The 14,140-nt window shown below is 61.8% G+C and carries 16 protein-coding genes (1 of these 16 only partly in view); 9 read left to right on the forward strand and 7 right to left on the reverse strand.

Annotation, left to right across the window (positions count from 1 at the left end; all coding sequences use genetic code 11):
- Positions 1-17 precede the first annotated feature (17 nt).
- Genes VMH34_01515 through VMH34_01525 form a run of 3 tightly spaced genes read left to right on the forward strand, consistent with a single transcriptional unit; the run spans position 18 to position 4,028 of the window.
- Positions 18-884, forward strand: a complete 867-nt coding sequence (locus VMH34_01515; GenBank protein ID HTT07460.1) for a class I SAM-dependent methyltransferase — start codon at positions 18-20, stop codon at positions 882-884.
- Positions 885-903: 19 nt separating this feature from the next.
- Positions 904-3,084 (forward strand): bi-domain-containing oxidoreductase, encoded by a 2,181-nt coding sequence (locus VMH34_01520; GenBank protein ID HTT07461.1) that lies wholly within the window; start codon positions 904-906, stop codon positions 3,082-3,084.
- Positions 3,085-3,092: 8 nt separating this feature from the next.
- Entirely contained in the window at positions 3,093-4,028 is a 936-nt protein-coding gene (locus VMH34_01525; protein HTT07462.1) for a class I SAM-dependent methyltransferase, read from the forward strand.
- Here the strand turns inward: VMH34_01525 and VMH34_01530 are convergent.
- The 3 genes from VMH34_01530 to VMH34_01540 are packed head-to-tail and all read right to left on the reverse strand — an operon-like array spanning position 3,999 to position 6,434.
- On the reverse strand, positions 3,999-4,925 hold the full coding sequence (locus tag VMH34_01530; protein HTT07463.1) for a lysylphosphatidylglycerol synthase transmembrane domain-containing protein: 927 nt from the start codon (positions 4,923-4,925) through the stop codon (positions 3,999-4,001). The genes VMH34_01525 and VMH34_01530 overlap by 30 nt on opposite strands.
- Positions 4,926-4,954: 29 nt before the next feature.
- Positions 4,955-5,566, reverse strand: a complete 612-nt coding sequence (locus VMH34_01535; GenBank protein HTT07464.1) for an acyltransferase — start codon at positions 5,564-5,566, stop codon at positions 4,955-4,957.
- A gap of 28 nt (positions 5,567-5,594) precedes the next feature.
- Entirely contained in the window at positions 5,595-6,434 is an 840-nt protein-coding gene (locus tag VMH34_01540; GenBank protein HTT07465.1) for an inositol monophosphatase family protein, read from the reverse strand.
- 37 nt (positions 6,435-6,471) lie between these two features.
- On the opposite strand from VMH34_01540, the gene VMH34_01545 reads away from it, so the two are divergent.
- Positions 6,472-7,275 (forward strand): RNA methyltransferase, encoded by an 804-nt coding sequence (locus VMH34_01545; GenBank protein HTT07466.1) that lies wholly within the window; start codon positions 6,472-6,474, stop codon positions 7,273-7,275.
- A gap of 1 nt (position 7,276) precedes the next feature.
- On the opposite strand, the gene purM is transcribed toward VMH34_01545, so the two are convergent.
- The gene (gene purM / locus VMH34_01550) at positions 7,277-8,329 is read right to left on the reverse strand and encodes a phosphoribosylformylglycinamidine cyclo-ligase (GenBank protein ID HTT07467.1); all 1,053 of its coding nucleotides are present in this window, start codon (positions 8,327-8,329) and stop codon (positions 7,277-7,279) included.
- Between the two features lie 89 nt (positions 8,330-8,418).
- On the opposite strand from purM, the gene VMH34_01555 reads away from it, so the two are divergent.
- From VMH34_01555 to VMH34_01570, 4 genes are read left to right on the forward strand one after another with little or no spacing between them, the layout of a single operon-like run.
- Positions 8,419-9,492 carry a DUF2066 domain-containing protein gene (locus VMH34_01555; GenBank protein HTT07468.1) on the forward strand — a complete coding sequence of 358 codons (1,074 nt, stop codon included), beginning with the start codon at positions 8,419-8,421 and terminating at the stop codon, positions 9,490-9,492.
- A 25-nt stretch (positions 9,493-9,517) separates the two neighbouring features.
- Positions 9,518-10,570 carry an AI-2E family transporter gene (locus VMH34_01560; GenBank protein HTT07469.1) on the forward strand — a complete coding sequence of 351 codons (1,053 nt, stop codon included), beginning with the start codon at positions 9,518-9,520 and terminating at the stop codon, positions 10,568-10,570.
- Positions 10,567-11,280 carry a DnaA regulatory inactivator Hda gene (gene hda, locus VMH34_01565; protein ID HTT07470.1) on the forward strand — a complete coding sequence of 238 codons (714 nt, stop codon included), beginning with the start codon at positions 10,567-10,569 and terminating at the stop codon, positions 11,278-11,280. The genes VMH34_01560 and hda overlap by 4 nt, the downstream gene beginning before the upstream one ends.
- A 19-nt stretch (positions 11,281-11,299) precedes the next feature.
- Positions 11,300-12,034 carry a BPSS1780 family membrane protein gene (locus tag VMH34_01570; GenBank protein ID HTT07471.1) on the forward strand — a complete coding sequence of 245 codons (735 nt, stop codon included), beginning with the start codon at positions 11,300-11,302 and terminating at the stop codon, positions 12,032-12,034.
- A gap of 14 nt (positions 12,035-12,048) precedes the next feature.
- Here the strand turns inward: VMH34_01570 and wrbA are convergent, their stop codons facing one another.
- Positions 12,049-12,660 carry an NAD(P)H:quinone oxidoreductase gene (wrbA, locus tag VMH34_01575; protein HTT07472.1) on the reverse strand — a complete coding sequence of 204 codons (612 nt, stop codon included), beginning with the start codon at positions 12,658-12,660 and terminating at the stop codon, positions 12,049-12,051.
- A complete protein-coding gene (gene arsC / locus VMH34_01580) occupies positions 12,657-13,007 on the reverse strand; it encodes an arsenate reductase (glutaredoxin) (GenBank protein HTT07473.1) in 351 nt (116 codons plus the stop codon). Before arsC ends, wrbA begins: the two co-directional genes overlap by 4 nt.
- A gap of 64 nt (positions 13,008-13,071) precedes the next feature.
- Here arsC and VMH34_01585 point away from each other — a divergent pair, with 64 nt between their 5' ends.
- A complete protein-coding gene (locus VMH34_01585; protein HTT07474.1) occupies positions 13,072-13,356 on the forward strand; it encodes an acylphosphatase in 285 nt (94 codons plus the stop codon).
- A 2-nt stretch (positions 13,357-13,358) separates the two neighbouring features.
- Here VMH34_01585 and VMH34_01590 read toward each other — a convergent pair whose 3' ends face one another.
- Positions 13,359-14,140 carry the end of a proline--tRNA ligase gene (locus tag VMH34_01590; protein ID HTT07475.1) on the reverse strand. Its footprint extends 931 nt past the window's final position, so only the last 782 of its 1,713 coding nucleotides appear in the window; its start codon lies beyond the right edge, outside the window; the stop codon is at positions 13,359-13,361.

The following is a 14,140-nucleotide window of genomic DNA, read 5'->3' on the forward strand; positions in this document are numbered from 1 at the left end:
TTACTACACGGTCACCCATGACCTTCGCGCGGCGCCTGCAGCTCTATCTTTCCATGATCCGCTACGGCAACGCCCACAACGAGGATTTCGCGCGCGAGCACGCGGATTTTTTCAAGGCCATGACGGCTTACTGCGGCAACTGGCGGGGCAAACGTGCGCTGGATGTGGGCTGCGGGAAATCCTTCTGGCTGACGCTCCTGTTGCACAGCGCCGGCGCAGAGGCGACCGGCATAGATGCGGAAGTGACCGACCCGCACATCCATTTTCGAAAATATCTGGGTATTGCACGCCGCAACGGTGTGGAGCGCGCCCTGCGCACGTTGTTCTGGGATTACCGTTACGCGCGCCCCTATTACCGGACTTTGGCGCGGCACGTGCCCTTTGCCCTGCAGTTCGTGGGAATCGACGTGCGTCCGATGGACGCCACGGCCCTGGATTTCCCCGACGATACCTTTGATGTGGTGGTGTCACACGAGGTATTCGAACACCTCCCCGATGTCTCCGCCACCCTGAAATCGTTGGCACGGGTACTGAAGCCGGAGGGACGCACTTACATCTACATCCATAATTACACCAGCCTGTCCGGCGGTCATCACATCGCCTGGAAATATCCGGATGTGGAACCATCCAACATTGTCCCCCCCTGGGATCATTTGCGCGCAAACCTCCATGCGGACATTCCTTCCTGGATCAACCGGAAGCGCGAACATGAATACCGTCCGATGTTCGAGAAGTACTTCGACATCCTCGACTGGTTTCCACTGGGCAAGGAGGGGCGGGCGTTGCTCACGCCGGCGCTGCGGAAGGAACTGGTGCAATACAGTGAGGATGAGTTGTTAACGAAGGGTTTTGTAGTCGTGGCGAAGCCAAAAAAGACATCCTGAAGATGAGCGGGATCGGCGGATGAAACAAATACTCGAAAATTTCAAGACCGGCGTCTGCACCGTGGAGGAGGTGCCGGCGCCGATCAATCGTCCAGGCTTCGTGCTGGTGCGCAATCATTACTCGCTGATCAGCAGCGGGACCGAGGGCGGCACCGTCAAACTGGGGCAGATGAGCTTGCTGGGCAAGGCGCGGGCGCGACCCGAACAGGCGCGAAAGGTCATGCAGGTGGCGAAGCAGCAGGGCCTGTTGACGGCTTATCAGGTGGCTATGCGGGCGTTGGAGATGCCGGTTGCGCTGGGGTACAGCAGCGCCGGTGAGGTCATTGAAGCCGGGGAAGGCGTCGATGATCTGCAGCCGGGCGACGTGGTGGCCTGCGGTGGCGCCGGCTTTGCAAATCATGCCGAGGTGGTGAGTGTGCCGCGCAACCTCTGCGCCAAAGTGCCTGCTGAAGTTTCGTTGCACCACGCCGCTTTCACCACGGTCGGCGCGATCGCAATGCAAAGCGTACGCATCGCCCGCGCGCAACTGGGCGAAAATATCGTGATTATCGGCCTGGGGCTGGTGGGTTTGCTGACCAGCCAGATCCTGCGCGCAGCGGGCTGCCGCGTATTCGGCATCGACATCGATCCGGAGCGGACCACCTTCTTCCGCAGGCGGCATTACGGCGAGGCCGCAACGGACGGTGATCCCAACGTGCAGGAATTGGTACGGACCTGGACCCAAGATGCCGGCGCGGATGCCGTGATAATCACGGCGGCCACGGAGGACAACGGTCCGGTGGCCCTGGCTGGCGAACTTCTGCGGAGCAAGGGCCGCTGTGTGGTCGTGGGCCGCACCCCCATGACGGCGCCACGCGAAACCTACCTGTTCAAGGAACTGGAGCTATGCACCTCCATGGCATACGGCCCCGGCACGGGCGATCCCGTCTATGAGGTCGCGGGAATGGACTACCCGATCGGCTACGTGCGCTGGACGGAGAACCGCAACATGACCGCCTTTCTCGGTCTGCTCGCAGATCACCGCCTGTCACTCGATGAACTGATCACGCACGAATACAAGATCGATGATGCCGGCGCCGCCTTCGACCTGATCAGCGGCAGGACGGGCAACCGCTCCACGGCGGTGCTGCTGCGGTATCCATTTCATGAAACCGATGTACGGCGACCTTTGCGACGTATTGCGCTGTCGGCACCGGAAGCGGCGGCGGGCAACCGCGGCGAGACGATGATGACCGCGGCCGTAAGCGTCGGAGTGGTGGGCGCCGGCAGTTTTGCCACCAATGAATTTCTGCCGCTGCTGGCGAAACAGCGCGGATTGCAACTGCGAGGCATTGCCTCGGCGACTGGCGTGCGGGCGCAGGCCCTGGGGAAGCGCCATGGTTTCGCGTTTTGTGCCGCTGACGCCATGGAGGTCATCAATGATTCCGCGACACAGGCGGTGTTTCTGCTCACCCGCCATGACACCCATGCGCCGCTGGCCGAGGCGGCGTTGCGTGCCGGCAAGCACGTGTTTGTGGAAAAGCCGCTGGCATTGAATATCGAGGAACTTGAACGTGTCGAGGCGGCATGGCGCGGCAGCAGCCGACAGCTCATGGTGGGTTTCAACCGCCGTTATGCGTCTCTGGCCTTGCAGATGCGCGGCGGGTTCGCGCACCGCGCGCAACCGATGTCCATTTCCTATTGCGCCAATGTAGGATACCGCCCCCCCGAACACTGGCTGCATGATCCGGCGATGGGCGGCGGCGTCATACTGGGAGAGGCGTGCCACCATATCGATTTTTGCATGTGGCTGGTGGACCGGCCGCTTGCCGGCATCCAGGTGTCGACGCTCGGCGCTGCCGGCGGCCTGATGTCACGGGACAATGTGCACATAGAACTGCGATTTGAGGATGGCTCGCTGGCCCTCGTTCGCTACCTGTCCAATGGCTCCAGGGCCTACACCTCCGAACGTGTGGAAGTCTTCTGTGATAACCGCACCGCTGTCCTCACCGATTTCCGTCTGTTGGAACTGGCGCAGGGAGCGCGCGTGCACCGGCAACGGCGGTGGCTGCGGGCCGACAAAGGCCACGCCATGCAAATCGCCGCCTTTCTCGCCGCTCTCCGCGGTGGTGAACCTGTGGCATCTGACAGCTACCTCGCCTCGTCGCGCGTCACCATCGAAGCGGCACGGCTGGCCACGTCCGGCAGTGGCATGGATTGAAGGACGATATGGAACAGCAGCCGGTCGGCCCCGAGCAATACAACGCGGACTGGATCGCCAGCGCGTGGGGGGCGCGCGGCAACGAGGAACTCTTGCGTGAAGGCCCCATTCATCCGCGGCCGCGGGTGGCGCGTGCCATGGCGCTTTGTCATCTGTCGCCGGGACTGCGATTGCTCGATGTCGCCTGCGGCCGCGGCGAGGTGCCTGCCATTGCCTGCCAGCGGGGCGCTGAGGGCATTGGTCTGGATTACTCCGCGGATTCGATCACCTTTGCCGGCCGCGTACGCCAGGTTCACGGCCGCAGTGGGCGCGGTGCCATGCGGCTGGTGCGCGGCGATGCCACCACGCTGCCGTTTTGCGACGCGAGCTTCGATCGAGTGACCATGCTCGATATCATCGAACACCTGCATGCCCCGCAGCTGGAGGGCATGTTTCGCGAAGTGAGGCGGATACTGAAGCCCGAAGGTTTTGCCGTCATCCATACCCTGCCCAACCGGTGGGTATATGAGTTTGCCTACCCGCTGGCGCGCCGCCTGTATGGGCGCATCCCCGCGGATCCGCGGAGCCTCCATGAGCGACAGATTCATGTCAACGAACAGGACATCGTGGGTCTCGCGGCAATGCTGAAACGCTGCGGGCTGAATTATCGTTTGTGGCTGGAGCAGCACATACCGGCGCAGGCCCGCTGGAATGCCGGCATCGATCGTTATCGGGACACGCGGGACAAGGTTTACCCCTTGATGGCGGGCGGTCTTGGCCATTTACTCGAAGCGTTGAGCTGGACACCGCTCAAGCTGTTATTGTGCAACGACATCTTTGGGATATTGTGGAAACAGGACCCGCCGCCTTCTGCCGCCGGCCCGCTGCCATGGGCGCTTGCCGAGCGGGCGCTCATTTGGATTCTAGACAGGCGATCAGGAAACGGAACGGGTATCCGCACGTAGCAATAACCATATTCCTGCGGGAAACCATGCCAGGATCAATACCAGCACCCGCAGCACGAGGTACGCTGACAGCACTGTCGCTGCGGGCAATTGCAGCACTCCAAACAACAGCATGCCAGCGATCTCCACCGTACCGATGCCATTCACGCTGATCGGAACATACGCCACGAGTGAACTCGCGGCGGCGATCAGCGTCACCGGCAGCACGCCAATGCCGCTCTCTCCGAATGCCCTGAACATGCACCAGTAGGCCCCGCCAGTAAGAAATATCTTGACCAGAGTGAACATGAAATTGAGCAGGACGCGAAGAGGGTTATGTCGGGCGGTGATGAGCAGTTCCCGCAGCGTGTCCGAGAGAAAAAGCCGGAATCTGGTCATATTGGGGGAGGGAGACTGCAGGGCCAGGACAATCAGCGCTGTCATTCCCGCAACCAGACCTGCGGCAGTCAACCAAAATCTGGCCTGCACTTCGTATTCAAAATGGGCCTGCCCCTTGCGGTAGCCATGCCACACCAGCAGCAATCCGGCGACGGCGCAGGCGGTCATTATGACAATGGTGATTATCTTGTCGAGCAGACTGCGGCCGACGCTGATATGCCACGGCAGATGGCGCGCCCGGAGCAAGGCGGAAATCCCTGCAATATCACCGACCTGTCCGGGGATGATCAAATTCAGCGCCCAGCCCACCCAGTACACCGGCAGAAATGCCGACCACGGCACCGTGCCGTCGCGGCCGATGAACAGATGTGAGTTACAGGCGCCTATCAGCGTTGACGACAGGATCAACGCTGCGCTCGCCGCCACCCATGCGGGCTCCAGTTGCGACAGCGCCGCCACGATCTGCCTGCCGTCCACCCTCACTATCAATGCCGCAAGGAGGGCGATGCCAACGAGCATGCGTCCATATCGGTGGCTGCGCGGCACGTTCAATCACTGATTTCGCTGATCACGGCCAGTGGATTGCCCGCGCAAAAAACATTGGCCGGCACATCCTGCCGCACCAATGAACAGGCGCCTATAACGGAATTTTCACCAATGCTCACGCCGTGCAGCACTACCACCTGCACGGAAATCCAGACGTTGCGCCCTATGCGCACGGACGCTGCGGCCACACCATCACCACCAAATTCACGCCGCCGCCGGGACAAGCTGTGCGCCGGCGTGTCGGTAATATAGGCGTCTGCGATATTGGACCAGTCACCAATCTCCACGCTTTGTGCGCACTGTATCGCGGCTCCATTCAGGCCGGCGTGATTGCCGAGTCGTACGACGGCATTCGCATTCAGGGTGCGGATGCACACTGGCTTGATGGCATTCCCGATGATTAGACAATCGTCGCCGAATTCGACGCGGCCGGGTCCTGAAATATACAGTGGCCCGTATACGCGTAATCCCCGGCCGGCGCGAAAACGTCGGCCAAGAAGGGCCAATTTGATCCGGTTCCACCACCCGGAAAACCAAGCTGCGACTGCCGGCAGGAGCAAATGAGGCTCGCGGCGCAATCGATCGATGCATCGGGAGAGTTCAGGATCAATCACGATGACAGGCATCTCTTGCGGATTGGACTCATGAGGAATTCTTCCTGGTTTTTATGTCTTCTTGTCGTGTTGAAGAAATCACGGTTTGCAAATACGGTTTCAGCATTTCCTGCATCTCCCGGAAGATGCGTGTATTGCCCGTCATGATATGACCTTGGTGCAGATAATCATCCTCACCCAAAAGGCTGCTGACCATGCCGCCGGCCTCCTCAATGAGCAGCGCGCCGGCGGCGATGTCCCACGGCTTCAGGCCGAATTCCCAGAAGCCATCGAGACGCCCGCAGGCCACGTACGCCAAATCTAAGGCGGCAGCGCCGGCGCGACGGATGCCAGCGGTAACTTCCATGAATGCACGCAAGGTTTGCAGATAGGCATCGATATGTTCTTGCTCCCGGAAGGGGAACCCGGTGCCGAGCAGGGCCCCTTGCAAGGTGCGCTGTTTGCTGACCCGGATGCGGCGGTCGTTCAACCGCGCGCCGGCGCCGCGCGAAGCGGTGAACAATTCCTGCCGCATTGGATCATAAATCACGCCCTGCTCGATGCGGCCCTTCACCTGCAGCGCCACGGACACCGCAAATTGCGGGAAACCATGCATGAAATTCGTGGTGCCGTCCAGCGGATCGATGATCCACAGAAAATCGCCTTCCGGCCCCGATCGGCCGCTCTCCTCGGCCAGGATGCCGTGTGTGGGATAGGCGGTCTGCAATGTGTCAATGATGGCTTCCTCGGCCATGCGATCCACCTCGGTGACGTAATCATTCATGCCCTTGGCGTCGGCGCGCAGGTCGCTGGCGCGCGCGGCGTGACGCACGATCAGATCACCCCCCCGGCGGGCGGCGCGTACGGCGATGTTGAGCATGGGGTGCATGGGCGGGTTCGAGCGGCTGAAAGACGTATTCTAGCGTATGTGGCTGCGCATCAAGCCGCGAATTTGCGACAATGCCTGCATGCACACACCGTTGTCACGCATCAGCTTCGTGCTGGTTGAACCCAGCCATCCCGGCAACATCGGCGCCACCGCGCGCGCGATGAAGACCATGGGTTTGAGCCGGCTGGCGCTGGTGCGTCCGCCCACGTTTCTCTGCGCCGAGGCGACCGCCATGGCGGCGGGCGCTGACGATCTGCTGGTGCGGGCACGGGTCCACGGTTCGCTGGCGGAGGCCGTGGCCGGTTGTGGATGCGTTGTGGGCACGACCGCGCGTCCGCGACGCATCCCCTGGCCAGTGCACATGCCGCGTGAAATCGCACGCGATCTGGTCGCCTCCGCCGCGGATGTTGAGGTGGCGGTATTGTTCGGCCGCGAGCACGCCGGTCTGACGAATGAGGAAATGGAGACCTGTCAGGCCATGATCAGAATCCCGACTGAAAAGGAATTCGGTTCGCTCAATCTCGCGGCGGCGGTGCAGATTGTAGCGTATGAATTACGCCTAGCGGCTGCCGGAACCATGGAGCAGGTGTCGCTTCCTATCACCCCGACCGCGTCGCCGACGCAGGCGGAAATGCAGCGGTTCTATGCCCATCTGGAGCGGACCTTGACGGCGGTGGGCTTTCTGGATCCTGAAAAACCACGACTGTTGATGCGCCGGCTGCGGCGTCTGTTCAATCGCGCCGTGTTGGATCAGACCGAGGTGAACATCCTGCGCGGATTTTTTACCGCAGTGGAAAAGTACGCTCCCCCCGCCGGAAAGACGGCGAAAACCGATTCCTAGACTATCGGAATTTAACCGTCGCCGCGCCCTTGCAGGCCTCTATATGGCCGATCGGGCATACCGTTTCCCCCGCCTCCCGGAGGCGCTGGGACGCCGTTTCAACGCAGTCTTCAGGCACAACCACCGTCATGCCGACGCCGCAATTGAAGGTACGCCGCATCTCCTCTTCTTCGACGTTCCCGGCCTTTTGGAGCCAGCGGAACACGGCGGGGCGCTCCCAGCTCTTTGTGTCGATGACGGCGCGGCAGCCTTCGGGCAGCACGCGCGGCAGATTGCCGGGCAACCCCCCGCCGGTGATGTGAGCGAGGGCCCTGACCGGAATACGGCGGATCAAATCCAGAAGCGGCCTGACGTAGATGTGCGTCGGCGTAAGCAACGTCTCCCCCAGCGTGCGGCCGTGGAAATCCTGCGCCAGATCGGCGCCGGTGACCTTGAGGATTTTGCGCACCAGCGAGTAACCGTTCGAATGCACGCCGCTTGATGCCAGGCCCAGCACCACGTCGCCGTTGCGCACGTCGCGGCCGTCGATGATTTTATTTTCCTCGACCGCACCCACGCAGAAGCCGGCCAGATCGTAGTCGCCCGGCGCGTACATGTCCGGCATTTCCGCCGTTTCGCCGCCGACCAACGCCGCCCCCGCCAGTTCACAACCGCGGGCGATGCCCTGGATGACCGTCTGCGTCGTGTCCAAATCCAGCCTGCCAGTGGCAAAGTAGTCGAGGAAAAACAGCGGCTCGGCCCCTTGCACGATGAGGTCATTCACGCTCATGGCCACGAGATCGATGCCGATGGTGTCGTGCCTGTTCAGCGCGATGGCGAGCTTGAGTTTTGTCCCCACGCCGTCGGTGGTGGAAACGAGCACGGGCCTCCTGTATTTCAAGGGGCCCAGATTGAACAACGCGCCAAAACCGCCCAGGCCACCCATGACGCCGGGGCGGGTTGTGGCGGCGGCGCAGGACTTGATGCGTTCCACCAGTTCATCGCCGCGGACGATGTCCACGCCAGCGTCCTTGTAGCTCAGGGAGGAGGGTGGTTTCTTTTTCACGGCGTCCATACTAGCGGCGGTCTCGTGGCGCGACAATCTTGACCTGACCGCAGCGTTCGCATAGCGTGCGACACAGGATGGCATCGCCGATTTGGACCATGCATTCCCCCCACCATATGCTCCAATTGCTGGGTCGTCTTGCGATCATCGCAGTGGGGCTCTATGCATCGCCCGCATTCGCGGCGGCGCCCCCGGACGGATTATATGAAGCCACGGTGCCGATCGCGGAGAAAACCGAGGCCGCCAGAAACGACGGGGTGCGCAACGCCATGGCGCAGGTGCTGATCAAACTCACGGGTGATCGCGGCAGCATACAACGCCAGGAGGCGCAGTCCCTGCTTCGTGACGCCCAGCGTTACGTGCGTGAAATCCGTTTTGAGGACATCGCCGCGCCGGGTACGGACAAGACCCAGCCCAACCTGTGGGTGCAGTTCGATCCTGCGGCACTGGGGCCTGCACTGGCGGGTACGGGGTTGCCGTTGTGGGGCCAGGACCGTCCCGGCGTGCTGATCTGGCTGGCGCTGGAGGAGGGTGGCGCAGCCGCACTCATCAGTCCCGACGATGATCGCGGCTATACGGAGTTAATCCGGCGGCAGATGTCCCGGCGCGGCTTGTCTTCGATTTCGCCGCTGCTCGACCTGGAGGATCAGAACAAAGTGTCTGCAGGCACCTTGAAGCAGGAACAAGCCGCGCCACTGCGCGACGCCTCGGCGCGTTATGGCACGGGGGCGGTGGTCTCTGCGGTGCTGAGTCACGGCGACAATGGCCTGTGGACCGGCCGGTTCGTGTTGTATTTCAACGGCCAGAATTTGAGCTGGAGCGTGAAGGGGCAGAACGCGGAGGAAATCGCCGCCCAGGGCGCGGATGATATTGCCGACGCCATCGCGGTCCGCTACGCCCGCGCCACGCCGGCGGAGACAGGCCCCGGCCAGACGGTGGAACTGATTGTCGAAGGCGTACGCAGCCTGCAAAATTACGCCGACCTGCAGCGTTATCTGCGCTCACTCAACGCCGTCACCGCCGTCAACGTGTCGCGTGTGGAAGGAGACCGCGTGACCCTGGTGCTCGGCACAAAGGCGGGTCTGCAGGCCATCGCCGACAGCATCGCCTACAATGCCACCCTGCAGCCAGCGGCAAACGGCGCGCCGGGTCATTATCGCCTTATTCCATGACGCACCTGACTGGTTTCCCATCGCCATGACCGGCTCGCAAAAATGGACTTTGGCCGTCGTTGCTGGCGTGCTGATCTGGTTGTTATATCTTCTGGCGCCGGTGTTGACCCCCTTCATGTTGTCGGCGCTCCTGTCCTATCTCTTCGATCCGGTAGTGGATCGCCTCGAGGCGCGCAGGCTGCCGCGCACGCTGGGCGTGATCATTGTCTTTCTGGGCCTGCTGCTGGCGGGCCTGGCGTTCGTGCTGATACTGTTTCCGGTGTTACACCAACAAATTTCACTTTTGATCGACAAACTGCCGCAGGTCATGCAGTGGTTCCAGGATGCGTTGTTGCCGAGACTGTCGCGTCTGCCCGGCGTCGATCCCTCCTGGCTCAATCTCGAGGCGGTGAGGCAGGCCATGACGGAACACTGGCAGCAACTTGGCTCCTCGCTCACCGATGTGCTTGGCCGGCTGACCCATTCCGGCGGCACGGTGTTCGTCTGGTTTGCCTATCTTCTGTTGATCCCGGTGGTGACTTTCTATCTGCTGCGTGACTGGGACATCCTGGTCCGGCGGCTGCACGACCTGCTGCCACGCCGCGTCGAACCGGTGATCGCGCAATTGGCGGGGGAGTGCGATGCCGTGCTGGCCCAGCTGCTGCGGGGCCAGTTGCTGGTCATGCTGAGCCTGGCCGTGGTGTACACCGTCGGACTTTGGATCGTCGGTGTCGATCTCGCGTTTCTAATTGGCCTGATCTCCGGACTGGTCAGCTTTGTGCCCTACTTGGGGTTCGTCGTCGGTGTGCTGTTTGCCAGTCTGGCGGCGCTGATCCAGTTCGGAGATGTCGCGCACCTGCTTTATGTGTTGCTGGTGTTCGCCGCTGGCCAGGCCCTGGATGGCACCCTATTGTCGCCACTGCTGGTGGGCCGGCGGATCGGCCTGCATCCGGTGGCGGTGATCTTTGCGGTGCTGGCTGGCGGCCAGTTGTTCGGATTCCTGGGTGTCCTGCTGGCCCTACCGGTGGCTGCCGTGATCGTGGTCGTCCTGCGCCATTCCCAGAATCGTTACCTGCAAAGCAGCCTGTATTCGTCATGACGACGGCGCAACGGCCTGACCGGCAGTTGCCGCTCAAGCTGTATCCACCGCAGGATCAGACGCTGGAACATTTTATCGTTGGCGCCAATGCCGAGGCCCACGCCCAGGCAGGCGCCTTGGCGCGCGGAGAATCCTTGCGGCCGTTGCATCTGTGGGGCGGCGCGGCGACGGGCAAGACGCATCTGCTCGCCGCCGCCTGCGCCGGGGCCGCGAAACAGGGGCTGCGCCCGGTCTATCTGCCGCTCAAGGAAACCTCGCACGATCTCGATCCCTCGGTGTGCGAGGGGTTGGGGACACTGGATCTGATCTGTGTGGACGACGTCGATGCCATCGGTGGGCGGGGTGACTGGGAGCTGGCGCTGCTCCGGCTCTACAACCAACTGGCCGATCAAGGTGGACGCTGGCTCTCCGCCAGTACAGTCAATCCGCAGGAGGCAATGATCAACCTTCCTGATCTCAAGTCCCGCCTCGGCTGGGGCCTGGTGATTCATCTGCAACCGCTGACGGACGATCTACGACGGGAAGTGTTGATGCAGCGCGCCCGCCGTCGGGGGTTTGCACTCAGCAAGGAGGTCGCCGATTACCTGCTGCACCGTGTTCCACGTGATCTGAAGCAGTTGTGCGCGCTTCTGGATCGATTGGATGCCGCCTCGCTTTCCAACCAGCGCCACGTTACCATCCCGCTGGCGAAGACCTTGCTGGGAAAATAATCCGCGATCAACCGGGAGGATGATTATGAACATCAGGACGGTCGGAGCAGAAGAAGGGGTAAAGTGGCTGAGCGAGGGTTGGCGCCTGTTCCTGCGCAACCCCGGTATGTGGATCGCACTGATGATCATTTTACTGCTGCTGTCAGTGGCGGCACATTACATCCCGCTCATTGGCACACTGGCGTTGTCACTGATCTCACCGGCGCTGGGGGCGGGGTTGTATTACGGTGCGCGGCAATTGGACGAAGGCCGGGACCTCGCCTTGGAACATCTTTTCATCGGCCTCACCGACCCGCAAAAACGCAATCCGTTCCTGCTGTTGGGTGCGCTGTACCTCGGTGCCGCCATTATGGTGGCGATTGCGATGATGATTTTCGGGGGCGGCGCAATCATGGGAGCGATGATGGGCGGGCGCGCGGCAGGCGCCGCATTCACGGGCGTGGGATTAATCGCCGTGCTGGTCGGACTGACCCTGGCGGCGTTGGTTGCCATGGCTTTCCTGTATGCCAGTCCCTTGGTTATGTTCGACAATGTTCCGCCGATTGAGGCGCTGAAGGCGAGTTTCGACGCCTGTATGAAAAACATCGCCTCCATGCTGGTCTTCGGTCTCATCGCCATGGTGCTGACCATATTGGCCGTCATACCGGCCGGACTTGGACTGTTGGTATTGGGACCGGTCATGGTCGGCGCCATCTATGCCAGCTATAAATCGATCTTTGTGACCGAAACGGTGGCATTGCCGCCCGTCGCCTGAATCACCGTTGCTTATCACGCGGTCCGTGGGGCGGGTTGCAGGCTGCGCGCAATCTGCGCCAGCCGCCGCCCCTGTGCGATGCAGAGCTTCTTTTCCTCATCGGTAATCGCATGCGTGCTGTCGCCACCGGCCAGATGACTGGGGCCGTAAGGCGTGCCACCCGTGATTGTCGTGAACAGTTCCGGTTCACTGTACGGCAGACCCACAATCAACATGCCGTGATGCAGGAGTGGCAGCATCATCGACAGCAGCGTGGCTTCCTGTCCGCCGTGCAGGCTGCTGGTGGAGGTGAAGACGGCGGCGGGCTTGCCGGACAGCGCGCCGGAGAACCACTGGCCGGCGGTGCCGTCGAGGAAGTATTTGAGCGCCGCGGCCATGTTGCCAAAGCGGGTGGGTGAGCCCAGCGCCAGTCCGGCGCACTCCTGCAGGTCCTCCAGCGTGGCATAGGGCGGCCCGCTGGCCGGAATGTTCTTTTCTGTTGTTTCGCAGACCGTGGACACCGCCGGCACCGTGCGGATGCGCGCCGTGCAATTCGGAACCTGCTCAATGCCGCGGGCAATGTATTCCGCCATGCGCGCCACGTTGCCGTGCCTGCTGTAGTACAGCACCAAAATTTCCGTGGTCATTTAAGCAGGCGCAATACGTTTTCCGGCGGACGGCCGATGGCAGCCTTGCCGTCCACGACCACGATGGGCCGTTCCAACAGCACCGGATGGGTCACCATGGTTTTCAGGATTTGGGCGTCGCTGAGTTTGGGGTTGTCAAGGCCGGTTTCCGCATAAGCGTCTTCTTTTGTGCGCAGCAGCTGGCGCGGCGTCATCCCCAGCGCCTTCAGCAATCGCTGTAATGTTGCCTGGTCGGGGGGCGTTTTCAGATATTCGATGATTTCGGGTTGAATGCCGCGAGCAGTGAGCAGCGCCAGCGTCTCACGTGATTTGCTGCAGCGGGGATTGTGATAAATTGTGACCTTCATGGCGGGTCATTGTGAATTGATTAATATTGGAATTCTAACCCAGCCAAAGACGGCATGGATAAAAATGAGTGGCACAGAAGAGAAACTCTGCGTGCGCTGCGTGGTTTCCGGGCGCGTACAAGGCGTATTTTTCCGCGCCGCCGCACGTGATGAAGCGCGGCGGCTGGGCCTGACCGGCTGGGTGCGTAACATGATCGGCGGCCGTGTTGAACTCAACGCCAGCGGGCCACACGCGGCCGTGGATGCATTTATTGCGTGGCTGCACCGCGGGCCGCCGGCGGCTCGTGTCACCGCCGTCGATGTCATAGCCGCTGAGGATGAAGGTCTCAGCAGATTTGAAATCCGCTGATGTTACGAGCGACGGATTTTGCCACGGATGAAATCCACGGCGCCGTTTAGCGGGATGTCCTGAGCCCCGGCGTCGCGCCGGCCCCTGTATTCGCAGGTGGCCGCGTCCAGGCCACGGTCGCTCAACACCAGCCGGTGTGGGATGCCGATGAGTTCCATATCAGTGAATATGACGCCGGCGCGTTCCTGCTTGTCGTAGAACAATACCTCAATACCCGCCGCCAGCAGTCTGGTGTACATCTCCTCCGCCGCCAGCCGCAGGCGCTCTGACTTGTGCATATTGATCGGACACAGCGCGACGGTATAAGGCGCGATCGCGTCCGGCCAGAGGATGCCGTGTTCGTCGTTGTTCTGCTCGATGGCGGCAGCCACCAGACGCGACACGCCGATGCCGTAACAGCCCATGATCATGTCGACGGCCCGGCCATTCTCATCCAGGCAATGCGCCTTCATGGCGGTGCTGTACTTCGTGCCGAGTTGAAAAATATGGCCAACTTCTATGCCGCGGGCGATCTCGAGCCTGCCCCTGCCATCCGGACTGGGATCACCGGCCACCACGTTGCGGATGTCCGCTACAATCGGTTCGGGCAGATCGCGACCCCAGTTGACGCCGCTCAAGTGCTTGCCGTTTTCGTTCGCGCCGCAGACGAAGTCGGCCAGGTTGGCCGCGCTGCGATCCGCGATGACCGGACACGGCAGCCGGACCGGGCCGATGGAACCGATGTCGCAGCCTGTCGCCGCGCGCACGGCGGCCGCATCGGCCATGCGCAGCGGCGAGGCTACTG

It is taken from the genome of Gammaproteobacteria bacterium, assembly GCA_035501935.1.
GTDB lineage: Bacteria > Pseudomonadota > Gammaproteobacteria > JAJPIJ01 > JAJPIJ01 > JAJPIJ01.

Excerpts from the sequence above, each read along its gene's own strand:
- VMH34_01525 (HTT07462.1), top strand. The coding sequence starts at position 3,093 with ATGGAACAGCAGCCGGTCGGCCCCGAGCAATACAACGCGGACTGGATC.
- VMH34_01555 (HTT07468.1), top strand. The coding sequence starts at position 8,419 with ATGCATTCCCCCCACCATATGCTCCAATTGCTGGGTCGTCTTGCGATC.
- VMH34_01545 (HTT07466.1), top strand. The coding sequence starts at position 6,472 with ATGTGGCTGCGCATCAAGCCGCGAATTTGCGACAATGCCTGCATGCAC.
- VMH34_01520 (HTT07461.1), top strand. The coding sequence starts at position 904 with ATGAAACAAATACTCGAAAATTTCAAGACCGGCGTCTGCACCGTGGAG.
- purM (HTT07467.1), bottom strand. The coding sequence starts at position 8,329 with ATGGACGCCGTGAAAAAGAAACCACCCTCCTCCCTGAGCTACAAGGAC.
- VMH34_01570 (HTT07471.1), top strand. The coding sequence starts at position 11,300 with ATGATTATGAACATCAGGACGGTCGGAGCAGAAGAAGGGGTAAAGTGG.
- hda (HTT07470.1), top strand. The coding sequence starts at position 10,567 with ATGACGACGGCGCAACGGCCTGACCGGCAGTTGCCGCTCAAGCTGTAT.
- VMH34_01530 (HTT07463.1), bottom strand. The coding sequence starts at position 4,925 with ATGCTCGTTGGCATCGCCCTCCTTGCGGCATTGATAGTGAGGGTGGAC.
- VMH34_01540 (HTT07465.1), bottom strand. The coding sequence starts at position 6,434 with ATGCACCCCATGCTCAACATCGCCGTACGCGCCGCCCGCCGGGGGGGT.
- wrbA (HTT07472.1), bottom strand. The coding sequence starts at position 12,660 with ATGACCACGGAAATTTTGGTGCTGTACTACAGCAGGCACGGCAACGTG.
- arsC (HTT07473.1), bottom strand. The coding sequence starts at position 13,007 with ATGAAGGTCACAATTTATCACAATCCCCGCTGCAGCAAATCACGTGAG.
- VMH34_01585 (HTT07474.1), top strand. The coding sequence starts at position 13,072 with ATGAGTGGCACAGAAGAGAAACTCTGCGTGCGCTGCGTGGTTTCCGGG.
- VMH34_01515 (HTT07460.1), top strand. The coding sequence starts at position 18 with ATGACCTTCGCGCGGCGCCTGCAGCTCTATCTTTCCATGATCCGCTAC.
- VMH34_01560 (HTT07469.1), top strand. The coding sequence starts at position 9,518 with ATGACCGGCTCGCAAAAATGGACTTTGGCCGTCGTTGCTGGCGTGCTG.